The 12,925-nt window shown below is 36.0% G+C and carries 7 protein-coding genes; 5 read left to right on the top strand and 2 right to left on the bottom strand.

The features are described 5' to 3' along the window. The first annotated feature begins 1 nt into the window (after window position 1). The 5 genes from EZM65_RS13615 (at window position 2) to EZM65_RS13595 (ending at window position 10,109) form a co-directional block, all read left to right on the top strand. Complete coding sequence (locus EZM65_RS13615) at window positions 2-3,226, top strand: GEVED domain-containing protein (protein ID WP_248574874.1); 3,225 nt, start codon at window positions 2-4, stop codon at window positions 3,224-3,226. Window positions 3,227-3,378: 152 nt separating this feature from the next. Then, window positions 3,379-5,400, top strand: coding sequence for a M4 family metallopeptidase (locus EZM65_RS13610; RefSeq protein WP_136669105.1), 2,022 nt, complete (start codon window positions 3,379-3,381; stop codon window positions 5,398-5,400). A gap of 91 nt (window positions 5,401-5,491) precedes the next feature. Then, entirely contained in the window at window positions 5,492-6,655 is a 1,164-nt protein-coding gene (locus EZM65_RS13605; protein ID WP_136669104.1) for a class I SAM-dependent rRNA methyltransferase, read from the top strand. 281 nt (window positions 6,656-6,936) lie between these two features. Then, the gene (locus tag EZM65_RS13600; RefSeq protein WP_136669103.1) at window positions 6,937-8,706 is read left to right on the top strand and encodes a DNA mismatch repair protein; all 1,770 of its coding nucleotides are present in this window, start codon (window positions 6,937-6,939) and stop codon (window positions 8,704-8,706) included. Window positions 8,707-8,849: 143 nt separating this feature from the next. After that, window positions 8,850-10,109, top strand: a complete 1,260-nt coding sequence (locus EZM65_RS13595; RefSeq protein ID WP_211196219.1) for an aminotransferase class I/II-fold pyridoxal phosphate-dependent enzyme — start codon at window positions 8,850-8,852, stop codon at window positions 10,107-10,109. A 100-nt stretch (window positions 10,110-10,209) separates the two neighbouring features. Here EZM65_RS13595 and EZM65_RS13590 read toward each other — a convergent pair whose 3' ends face one another. Both EZM65_RS13590 and EZM65_RS13585 read right to left on the bottom strand, forming a co-directional pair. Continuing rightward, the gene (locus EZM65_RS13590) at window positions 10,210-11,817 is read right to left on the bottom strand and encodes a fumarate hydratase (protein ID WP_136669102.1); all 1,608 of its coding nucleotides are present in this window, start codon (window positions 11,815-11,817) and stop codon (window positions 10,210-10,212) included. Window positions 11,818-11,901: 84 nt separating this feature from the next. Continuing rightward, a complete protein-coding gene (locus EZM65_RS13585) occupies window positions 11,902-12,915 on the bottom strand; it encodes a leucine-rich repeat domain-containing protein (protein ID WP_136669101.1) in 1,014 nt (337 codons plus the stop codon). Between the last annotated feature and the right edge of the window lie 10 nt (window positions 12,916-12,925).

The following is a 12,925-nucleotide window of genomic DNA, read 5'->3' as shown; positions in this document are numbered from 1 at the left end:
AATGAAAACTAAAACATTAAGAAAAATTACTTCTTTAATGGCTATAGGTATTGTTACTTTAATACCTGGAAAAGTCTCGGCACAGTTTAACACCGAAGCACCATGGATGAATGATGCTTCGAAAGAAGCAAAGGGAAAAGAAATTACCATTGATGATATGGTTAAATCTTTTGATACCTACTGGTCAAAACATGATAAAAACAAGAAGGGTTCGGGTTATAAACCCTTTATGCGTTGGGAATATTACTGGAGAAATAATGTCCATCCTGATGGAACTTTAATTACTCCTGATGAAACATGGAATGCCTGGAAATCAAAAAAGAAAGCAAAAAATACCAGAACCAGTTTGACAGCAAAAATAGCTAACTGGCAGCCGGTAGGACCATTTTCACATACTATCACAGGTTCATGGTCTGCGGGTCAGGGAAGGGTTAATATGGTTTATGTGGATCCTAACAATTCAAGTGTTTTATATGTGGGTACACCGGCTGGTGGTATCTGGAAATCTACAAATGCAGGTTCTAGCTGGACACCTATGTCGGATCAGTTACCACAGATAGGTGTTTCCGGAATTGTAACAGATCCTACCAATTCTAATACAATTTACATTGCAACAGGTGATAAAGATGCAGGTGATACATATTCTATTGGTGTATTAAAATCAACTGACGGCGGCGCAACCTGGAACACTACAGGTCTTACTTTCAGCAATACATCAACAAGAGCATCTGAAATTTTTATCCACCCTACCAATCCAAATGTTTTATGGGTGGCAACCAGCGCCGGATTATATAAAACGACTAATGCCGGTGTCGCATGGACTAATGTTTTAAGCGGTAATATTAAAGATATGAAGCTGAAACCGGGTGATCCTAATACTATTTACGCGGTTACACCTTCGGCGTTTTACAAATCTACAGACGGAGGAACAACATTTGCAGCAGTGACTTCGGGATTACCGGCTAGTTCCGGCCGTCTGGCAATAGATGTTACACCGGCAAACGCAGCGTATGTTTATGTTTTAAGTGCTACTACAGGAAACGGTTTTCAAGGACTGTACCGTTCAACAAACAGCGGAACTTCTTTTACAAAAACAAGCTCGACTACTGATATTTTTGAATCAACTCAGGCATGGTATGATATGGCATTAGCAGTATCCACTACAAATGCGGAATTAGTTTTTACAGGATGTTTAAATGTTTGGAAAAGTACTAATGGAGGAACTTCTTTTACTAAAGTAAACAGCTGGAGTTCTCCTACATCTGCAACGTATACACATGCTGACATCCACTTCTTAAGATACTATGGAAATAAGCTATACTGTGGAAGTGATGGAGGTATTTACGTTTCTTCTGATAACGGTGCTTCTTTTTCAAGTTTAACCACAGGTCTGCAGATAGGTCAGTTCTATAAAATTGCGGTTTCAAAACAATCATCAGCTAATATGGTAGGTGGTTTACAGGACAATGGAGGTTATGCATACAGCGGTAATCAGTGGAAAAATTATTATGGAGCTGATGGTATGGATACTGGTGTGGATCCTAATAACAGCAGTAAATACTATGGCTTCATACAAAGTGGTTCTAATTTGTATATAACAACAAATGGAGGTAACAGTCTGACTTCAACAGTAACAGGTCCGGCAACCGGAAACTGGGTAACACCATTGGCAATTAATGCAGCAGGTGAGGTTTTTGGCGGATATACCAAAGTGTACAGACTTAATGGAACTTCATGGGTAGGAAGTACAACAACTTTTTCAAGTAATCTGGAAAATCTTATTGTAGATCCTTCAAACAACAATATCATGTATGCAACTGATGCTGCAAAGCTATACAGAAGTACTGATAAAGGAGTTACATTTGCTTTAATTTATACGTTCCCGGCTACTGTAAAAGATATCCGTGTTCATTCTTCAAATGGTTCAATACTATATGCAGTTACTCAGGGAACTTCGGGATTAGTCTACAAATCAACGGATACAGGTGCTACATTTACAAGTATGAGTAATGGTTTACCATCAATAGGTAAAAATGTAATAGTACACCAAGCTAATGATCCTTTAAATCCTTTATATCTAGGAACTTCTTTAGGAGTTTATTATAAAGATGACAGTTTAGCTTCATGGGAACCTTTTGATAACAACTTACCTAACGTACCGGTTACCGATTTAGATATTAATTACGTGGATAATAATATTACAGCTGCAACATATGGACGCGGTATCTGGAGAGCTTCTATCAGCACAACAGCTGATGCGCAGGCACCTTCAGCACCAACTAATTTAGCAGCTTCAGGAACTACATCGAGCTCAACAAATCTAACTTGGACAGCTTCAACTGACAATGTGGGAGTTACAGGATACAGGATTTACAGTGGTTCAACTTTAGTTGCGACATCAACTGCAAACAGCGCAACAGTTACAGGATTAGCTGCTTCAACAACGTATTCGTTTACAGTAAGAGCAATTGATGCAGCAGGAAATGTTTCTGCAGACAGTAATGCAGTAAATGTAACAACTTCTGCCGTTTCTATTACCTACTGTGCTTCAAAAGGAAACAGTGTTGCTGATGAGTATATTGACTATGTGGCATTAGGCGGTATTACAAATACTACAGGTGCTAATGCAGGTTACGCTGATTTTACAAATCTGGTTGGAAATGTTCCTTACGGTTCGAACACGATTACTTTCAGTGCAGGTTTCACAGGCAGTGCATATTCTGAATATTGGTCAGTATGGATTGATTACAATCAAAATGGAACTTTCGAATCTACAGAAAAAGTTGCAGCAACTTCTTCAACAAGTTCAGCAAATTTGACAGCAACTTTCACAGTTCCTACAACAGCTTTAGCAGGTCAGACAAGAATGCGTGTTCAAATGAAATATAATGCAACATCTACAGCTTGTGAAACTTTTTCTTATGGAGAGGTTGAAGATTATACGGTAAACATTGGAGCTGCTGCAATGCCTTCTGCGGCAATTAATTCTAAAGAAAACGCTTCTTTTGAAATAGTAATGTACCCTAATCCAGTTGAAGATATTTTAAATATTTCTTCTATGGAAAACAGCAATGCTTCATATAAAATATTTGATTTAAAAGGACAGGAATTGGAATCAGGTAAGTTAAGCAACGAAATCAATGTGGCAAATTTAGCTTCCGGAGTGTATGTTTTGGAAATTAATGACGGACAGAAATCTATTTCTAAGAAATTTTCCAAGAAATAATAAAAATCAAATATGTAAATAAATTAAAGGGTTGCCGTATGGCGATCCTTTTTTTTAATATAAAGTCAATTTATTGTTAAAAAAATGAAAATAATTTCATATAATTGCAATGTATTAACCTAAACAACATTTTTGTTGTAAAACCAAACAACATGAAAAAAAAACTACTGAATGCAAAAACCGTTTTTGCAGTCTCATTATTCAGTCTGGCATTAAATGCGCAAACGGATAAAAATGTTAATGAAAGAATTCTTGGTGAAAACGGGTCTCCGTCTCTAATCACTTTTAAGAAGGATTCAAATTTAAAAAACTCAGATTTTCAATCTATTTTTCAAAACCATCTTGGTTTAAAAACGAATCAGGCTTTTAACAAGGTAAAATCAGAAATTGATCCGCAGGGATTTACCCATGATGTGTACCAATTGTACCATCAAGGTATAAAAGTAGAATTTTCCACCTATACTTTACACTCAAAATCAGGGAAAGTAAATGCAATGAGCGGGGAGTACACAAATATTGGAAAAGTAAGCAACAGACCATCTTTAAATGCTCAGGCAGCATTCAGCAAAGCATTAACGTATATTGGAGCCAAACAATATTTATGGGAAAATTTTGCAGAAGCTTCTGCGATGAATTATTCCAAGCCTAAAGGAGAATTGGTTATCCTACCTATTTTTGAAGAAGCGGGTAAAGTTGTTGACCATAAACTGGCATATAAATTTGACATTTATGCAACCAGTCCAATCAGCCGTGGTGATATTTATATCGATGCTTTAACTGGTGAGGAATTATATTACAACGCGACAATCAAGCACGTAGGTGAGCATGCACATGGTAAAGCAGCTACACAAAAAAGTAGCATAAATTTATTCAAGGCTAATTCTATGTTGGTTGCGGCAAATGCAGCTACCCGTTACAGCGGTACTCAAACTATTGAAACTTCATTAAGCGGTTCTTCTTATATTTTGTCAGAAAACACGAGAGGTAACGGTGTTGTTACTTTAAACATGAAAAAAGGAACAACGTATTCAGCAGCAGTTAATTTTACAGATGCAGATAATAACTGGACAGCAGCCGAATTTAATAATGCCAACAAAGACAATGCGGCACTTGATGCACACTGGGGGGCAGAAAAGACGTATGATTACTGGAAAAATGTTCACGGACGAAACAGTTATGATAATTTAGGTACTACTTTAAAAAGTTATGTACATTATGCAAACAATTATGATAATGCTTACTGGAATGGTAGTGTAATGACTTATGGTGACGGTTCAGGTACATATTTCGACGCTTTAACTTCAATTGACGTTGCTGGTCACGAAATTGGTCACGCGGTATGTGAAAAAACAGCAGGATTGGCATATCAATTAGAATCAGGAGCAATGAATGAAGGTTTTTCTGATATCTGGGGAGCTTGTATTGAGTATTATGCAGCGCCAAACAAACAGCGTTGGTTAATAGGTGAAGATATTGAAAGAAGAAGCGGACATCTGGCTTTACGTTCAATGAGCAATCCTAAGTCTGAAGGACAGCCTGATACTTACGGAGGAACATACTGGGTAAGTCAAACTAAATGTAGACCTTCTAACAGGAATGATTATTGCGGTGTTCACACAAACTCAGGAGTATTGAATCACTGGTTCTATATTTTAACTGAAGGTAAATCTGGAACAAATGATAAAGGAAGTTCATATAGTGTAACAGGAATCGGAATTGATAAGGCAGCTAAAATTGCATACAGATTAGAAAGTGTTTACCTATCTGCAAATTCAACTTATGCTAATGCAAGAACTTATGGTATTCAGGCAGCAGTTGATTTATTTGGTGCAGGTTCACCGGAAGTAATCGCTACAACTAATGCTTTCTATGCTGTTGGTGTTGGAACGGCATATACTTCAACAGCTAGAATGTCTTCAGCTTCTGCTAACAGAACGAGTGCATTCTCATCTGAAATTAAAATCTATCCAAACCCGGTTGAAAACATTTTAAATGTATCTGGCGGTTTTGAAAGAGAATTAAGCTTCAGAGTAGTTAATTTATTAGGACAACAAGTATTACAAGGAAAAGTTGCCGGAGAAATTAATGTGGAAAGTTTAACTAAAGGTATGTATTACATTGAAATGAATGACGGTGACGAAGTAGTGTTGTCTCAAAAATTCATTAAAAAATAATTCATTAAAATAGATTAAAAGCCGGATTTATCCGGCTTTTTTTGTGTCTTAATCTTTTTATTCAATAGCTTTGCATCCTAATTTATAGAGTATGTATCCTAAAGTCATCTTAAAAAAAGGTAAAGAAAAATCTATTCAACGTCGTCATCCTTGGGTTTTCAGCGGAGCAGTTTATGGTGTTACCCAGGAAATAAATGATGGTGAAATGGTCGATGTGGTGGATTCAGACAACAAACATCTTGGCACCGGATATTTCAGTGATAAAGGAAGTATTGTTGTTCGGTTGCTGACTTTTGAGAAAGAAACTTTCACGGAAAACTTTTGGAATGAAAAACTGCAGTCTGCCTGGGAACTGCGGTTGAAATTATTGGATTTGAATGTTACCAATGCTTTCCGTGTAATACATGGTGAAGGAGATGGAATTCCAGGTTTGATTATTGATTATTATGATAAAAATTGGGTACTGCAGGCTCATTCTTCAGGTATTTATTACCAGATTGAAAAAATTGCCACTGCCATTAAGGCTTGCTTCCCGGATTATTGTGAAACGGTTTACTGTAAGAGCAGCGGCACTTTACCAAATACAGGAACCGACTATTTCCTGTTTGGCGACAAAGCAGAAACAGTTGCCAAAGAAAATTCGATTTTATTCGCCGTTAACTGGGTTGAAGGACAAAAAACAGGTTTCTTTTTAGACCAGAGGGATAACCGAAAATTATTGGGTGAATTCTCAAAAGACAAAAAAGTATTAAATACGTTTTGTTATACAGGAGGCTTCTCGATTTACGCCATGAGTGCCGGAGCTGAATTAGTGACTTCTGTTGATATCTCTCAAAAAGCGGTCGATCTGGCAGCCAGAAATATGGAACTGAATTTCCCGGGATCCAACCATAAAGCAGTGGCTGATGATGTATTTAATTTCATGAAAGAAAACCATCAGGTCTATGATGTAATTGTTTTGGATCCGCCGGCTTTTGCAAAAAGTATTAAAAGTAAACATACCGCAACACAAGCTTATAAACGTTTAAATATTGCCGGATTAAAAGCTTTGGCACCTAAAGGTATTTTGTTTACATTTTCTTGTTCGCAGGTAATTGATGATGTTTTGTTTTACAATACGGTGGCAGCGGCAGCTATTGAAACAGGCCGCAATATCAGAGTACTGCATAAGTTGGGCCAGGGACCGGATCACCCTACAAACATTTACCATCCCGAAGGACATTATCTTAAAGGATTGATTCTTTATGTAGAATAATTCAAAAGTTATTTTTATGTAAAAAGCAGGAATTTATTTACTTATACTGTTCCCAAATAGTATAAATGGAGTATTTTTGACCAAAATAAATAAACAAATTCCTATGTGTAATTCTTTTATTTCAAATTTACTGCTGACAGTTAGTAAAAGTAAAATTCTTTGTACAGGTTAAATTCAAAAAAGACATTTAACGCCTTTTCATATATTTATTGATTTAATCGGCAATAAAAGCAAATATTTGTATTGAATAGTGTTTTGTTGTACTGTTAATAATAATGTTTATGATATATATCCAATTAAAAGAAAAACATTCAGAAGAATATTTACGTTTAAATAAAAAGTATAACACAATAAGCTTTTTAAGGCTGTTGTCGATACTTGTTTTTATAACACTTGCCTATCTGTATTTTCAAGGAGGAAATTTTTTATTACTGGGAGGAGGGTTGATTTCTCTGATTATTTTTATTTTTTTAATTCGTTTTCATGAACAGATAAAAAGAAGAAAAGATATTCAAGAGAAATTAATTGCTGTTAACGAGGATGAAATTTCATATTTGAACGGAGAATCAATACCTTTTGAAAACGGACATGAATTTATAAACCATAATCATTTTTGTTCTTTCGATCTTGACTTTTTTGATAAAAAATCATTATTCCAGAATTTGAACAGGACAGCTACATTTTTAGGGAAGGAGAAGCTGGCAAATATCCTCTTAAAAAAATTAAGCAATTCAGATATAAGGACAAACCAGAAAGCTGTAAAAGAGTTAGCTGAAAAAATAGAATGGAGACAGTATTTTCTGGCACTCGCAAGGTTGAGTGAAGATACTAAAGAAAAACATAATAATTTAGTCAACTGGGCTGATGAACAGGAAAACAATCTACCTAAAGCTTTAATCATTGTTTCTTATCTACTGCCATTATTGTTTCTTGTTTCATTTGCTTTAGCCGTTTTTAATCCTGATCCCTTATTTAAAAACATAGCTTCCGCTTTATTTGTCTGTAATTTATTGGTAACTTTTTCCCAACTCAAGAAAATTAAAAAAGAGATATCAAATTCAGATAAAATCCTGAAGCCGATAATTCAATATGCTCTAATCATTGAAAATATTGAAAACCAAAATTTCACCAGTGAAAAACTGAGTTCTTTAAAGAAAGGTTTGACCAATGAATCGGGGTCAGCCTATCTGTCAGTAAAAAAACTGTCTGCTATTGTATCTAACATGCATAGTGTCCAAAATGTCATGGGTTCAATTTTTGTGAACGGAATTTTTTTATACCACATACATATTCTGAATAATCTATACAACTGGAAAAATGAACATTCTAAAAACATCAAACAGTGGCTGGAAATAATAGCAGCATTTGAAGTCCTGAACAGTCTGGCTAATTTTTCGTTTAATAACCCGGAATTTGTCTTTCCGGAAATAAATGAAAATCATCAGATTAAATTTCAAGGACTTGGTCACCCTCTTATTAAATCTGTTAAAAGAGTCTGCAACGATGTGTATTTTGACAATCAGGATTTTATAATACTTACAGGCTCAAATATGTCCGGGAAAAGTACTTTCCTCAGGACATTGGGGGTAAATATGGTCTTGGCTGGAATCGGAGCACCGGTATGCGCGGCAGCCGCAAATCTTCACCCATTGAATGTAATAGTTTCTATGAGGCAATCGGATTCATTGTCAGACGGTGAATCGTACTTTTTCGCCGAAGTTAAACGGCTGAAACAAATCATTGGGAAACTGGAAAATGAAATTTGTTTTGTACTGCTCGATGAAATCCTAAAAGGAACAAATTCTGATGATAAACAAACAGGTACCATCGAAGTCATCAGGAAAATTATGTCTAAAAAAGCAATTGGCTGTATCGCTACTCACGATCTGGAAGTCTGTCAATTGGTACATGATTATAAGGATAAACTTTATAATAAATGCTTTGAAGTTGAAATAATCAACAATGATTTATCATTTGATTACAGACTTAGAGATGGAATCTGTAAAAACAAAAGCGCCACTTTTCTTATGAAAAAGATGGAAATATTCTAAAATCAATAAACTAAAACAACTAAAATGGACAAACTAACTTTACAGACAAAGCGGGTCTTTCATAAAAAAGGAAACCTGCTTTGGTTGATTCTGCCTTCTTTTAACAGATTTTCTTCAATTGGTTTTTCCCCTAAAAAAAGGATATGATGGAAACAGCAGGAGTAACACTAAAATCACCAAAATCATTTGCAGATTATTATGATTTTCCGGAATTGGATATAATGGGCAGGGCAAGTGAATTTAAAGAATATATTGAAGGTAATACCCAAAACAGGCATTTTGATTACAAGAGAATAGCTTTGAATGGTTCTGCTGCGGTAAGACAGGTTAAAGATAATTATACGGGTGAGACACGGGAAATGTTATATTTTGCATCGAATGATTATTTGAATTTAACAAATCATGCCAGGGTAAAAGAAGCAGGGATTGAAGCTCTAAAAAAATACGGGGCAGGAGCAGGAAGTGCGCCGCTTTTAGGAGGGACTACTGATTTGCATATAGAACTGGAAAAAAAGATTGCCAAATTCAAGGGATGTGAAAAAGCCATAATCTACACTTCCGGATATGGTTCAAACAGCAGTTCGTTGCTTTCAATGTTAACCGATAAAGATCTGGCCATTGTAGATATGCTTTCGCATGCCAGTCTTATAGACGGCTGCAGGAATACAAACGTCAAGTATTTTAAACATAACGATGTGCAGGATCTGGAATCAATTCTTAAAAAAAGGAAAGATTCCTATAGAACCAAGCTGGTTGTTATTGACGGTGTCTATTCTATGGATGGTGATATTGCCCGTCTGGATCAGATTACAGCAGTGGCAAAACATTATGGAGCCTATGTTATGATTGATGAAGCACATGCCACAGGTGTTTTGGGGCAGCATGGCAGAGGTACTTCCGAACATTTTAATCTAACGGGTAAAATAGATATTATCAGCGGTACTTTTTCAAAAGCTTTAGGAGGTGTTGGCGGATTTGTAGCATCAAACAGTGACCTGATTGATTTACTGCATTTTTATTCAAGAGGTTATATGTTTTCCAGCGCGATGACACCTCAGGTGGCAGGGTCTGTAATTACTGCATTAGATGTTGTGGAAGAAGAACCGCAAATTAGAGAGCGTCTTTGGAATAATATCAATTATTTTAAAAAAGGTCTGTTACACTTAGGCTTTGATATCGGTATAAGTGAAACAGCAATTTTTCCAATAATAATAGGTAATGATTTTTTGACAAAAGAAATTTGCAGAGAACTGAATATTTATGTAAATCCGGTTCTTTATCCCGCTGTTTCCAAGCGTCTTTCAAGAATCAGATTAAGCATTATGGCCGAACATACCAAAGAGCATTTGGATACTGTGTTAAATGCCTTGGAATATCTGGGTAAAAAATACCAGATACTATAAAGATTCTCCAAGACTTGGGATTTCATTACTGAAGTGATAAAATAAACCCTGAAAGGATTTTAATTCTTTCAGGGTTTACTATTTTAAGTTTTAAAAGTTTCTAGTGACTTAAATCAGCAAAGAAATCATTTCCTTTATCATCAGTAATAATGAAAGCAGGGAAATCTTTTACCTCGATTTTGCGGACAGCTTCCATGCCTAATTCTTCAAAATCAACCACTTCAACAGATAAAATATTTTCTTTGGCTAAAATTGCCGCAGGACCACCAATTGATCCTAAATAGAACCCACCGTATTTGTGGCACGCATTCATAACATCTTTGCTGCGGTTACCTTTTGCAAGCATAATCATGCTGCCGCCGGCTGCCTGGAATTCATCAACATATACGTCCATACGTCCGGCAGTTGTTGGGCCAAAACTTCCTGAAGGCATTCCTTCCGGAGTTTTTGCAGGACCGGCATAATAAACCGGATGATTTTTGAAATATTCCGGCATTGGTTTACCGGCATCCAATAACTCTTTAATCTTAGCATGTGCAATGTCGCGGGCTACAATTAATGTTCCGTTTAATTTTAAACGTGTTTTAATAGGATAGTTCGACAATTCTAACAATATTTCTTTCATTGGACGGTTTAGATCAACTTCAACTGCCGGTTCCAAATGCGGAGCAGTTTCCGGTAAGAAACGTTTTGGATTTGTTTCTAATTGTTCTAAGAAAATACCGTCTTTATTGATTTTTCCTTTGATGTTTCTATCGGCAGAACAAGAAACCCCCATTCCTACCGGGCAAGAAGCAGCATGACGGGGCAAACGGATAACACGTACATCATGTGTTAAATATTTTCCACCAAATTGTGCTCCGATATGACTCTCCTGACAGATTTTTTGAACACGTTCTTCCCATTCCAAATCACGGAAAGCCTGACCACTCATGTTTCCGGAAGTGGGTAAATTATCATAATATCCTGCCGAAGCTTTTTTTACCGCCGCTAGATTTGCTTCTGCCGAAGTACCTCCAATTACTAATGCTAAATGGTACGGAGGACAGGCTGCGGTTCCTAAATCCATGATTTTTTCACGAATGAATTCATCCATCGATTTTTCATTCAATAATGACTTTGTCTTTTGGTATAAGAACGTTTTGTTTGCAGATCCACCACCTTTGGTTAAAAACAAAAACTCATAAGAAGCTCCTTTTTTTGCATAGATATCAATTTGTGCCGGAAGATTGGAACCGGAGTTTTTTTCTTCAAACATTGAAATAGGCACGATTTGAGAATAGCGCAGGTTTTTGTTTTGATAGGTATTGAAAATCCCTTTTGAAAGCCATTCACCATCATCAACGCCTGTATAAACATTTTCTCCTTTTTTACCCATTACAATAGCAGTTCCGGTATCTTGACAAGAAGGCAGTTCACCATCAACAGCAACTACTGCATTCTGCAATAAATTATAAGCTACAAAACGGTCATTATCGGTCGCTTCAGGATCGTCAATAATTTTACGGAGTTTTTCCAGATGAGCGGAACGCAGCATAAAAGAAACATCTTTCATGGCTTCTTCGGCTAATAGTTCCAAACCTTTCGGGTCAACGGTTAGAATTTCTCTATCACCTAATTGTTCAACTTTAACGTAATCTGAAGTTAATTTTTTGTATTCAGTATCGTCTTTTAAAATCGGATACGGGTCTTGGTATATAAAGTCCATTGAAGTAATATATTTTGTCGGGTAAAGATACTAATATAAAATATAAAAGAAAAAGCCGATGAGAATCGGCTTTATTATTTATTGTTACTGTGGTTGCGTTTGTGTCTGCTGCGTATCCGGTTGCTGTGGTTGCTGTGGTTGCTGTGATTGCGGAGCAGGAGCTTGCGGAGCAGGAGCTGTCAATAATTTTTTTACAGCATCTGACTGTCCGTAAAGCATTTTTACAATTAAAGGTCTTAAGCTTTCCGGGAATGATACCCACGGATTTGTGCCCAGATACAATTCTTTTAAAACCACTAAATTGTTTAATGATTCAGGAAGAGTCCTCATTTGGTTTTCATCCAAATCCAAATAAGTCAGATTAACCAAATTCCCAACACTTGAAGGTAATTTTTTGATTAAATTCTTTTCAACATTCAAATGCGTCAGCTTGGTTAGATTTCCTATCTCATCAGGGATGGCAAGAATTCTGTTTTGGTTAACCGTTAAAGTTGTAAGATTTGCCAGATTGCCTATCTCAACCGGGATAACTTCAAATTTGTTTTTCTCAGCATTCAATACTTTTAAGTTTCTTAAGTTTTCAATCCCCGGAAAGAATGCTTTGATGATATTGTTTGAAAAATTTAACTCTGTCAGACTAATCATTCCTGCCATTTCAACCGGCAATTCATAAATTTTATTGTTGCTTACATCCAGCTTTTTTAATTTACTTAGTTTAGCAACTGACGGAGAAACATAGTCTAAGTTATTTCTGCTTAGTTCTAATTTTTCTAAACTGGCCACTCTGCAGATTTCAATTGGAAAACGAACAATCTGATTATTATTCAAATAAATTTCTTTCAGTTTTTTCAGATTGGTAATTTCAATCGGAATAGAAACTATTTTATTATTTCTCAAATATAATTTTTCAACATTGACGAAATTCCCAATTTCAGGCGGAATTTTGGTCATTTGTTTGTTGGATAAATCTAAGATTTTAACGGTAGCAGGATTTTCACAAAACAAATCGTTTTCTACACGCTGATTTGACTCCTGTGCATGCAGTGTAACAGCAAATAAAGCTGCAAAAAAGGCAAAGGCTCTAGTTATGCTTTTCATAGTCAGAAAA

Source organism: Flavobacterium sp. H122 (assembly GCF_004959765.1).
Lineage (GTDB): Bacteria > Bacteroidota > Bacteroidia > Flavobacteriales > Flavobacteriaceae > Flavobacterium.
This window is presented reverse-complemented; position numbering and strand designations above follow the sequence as displayed.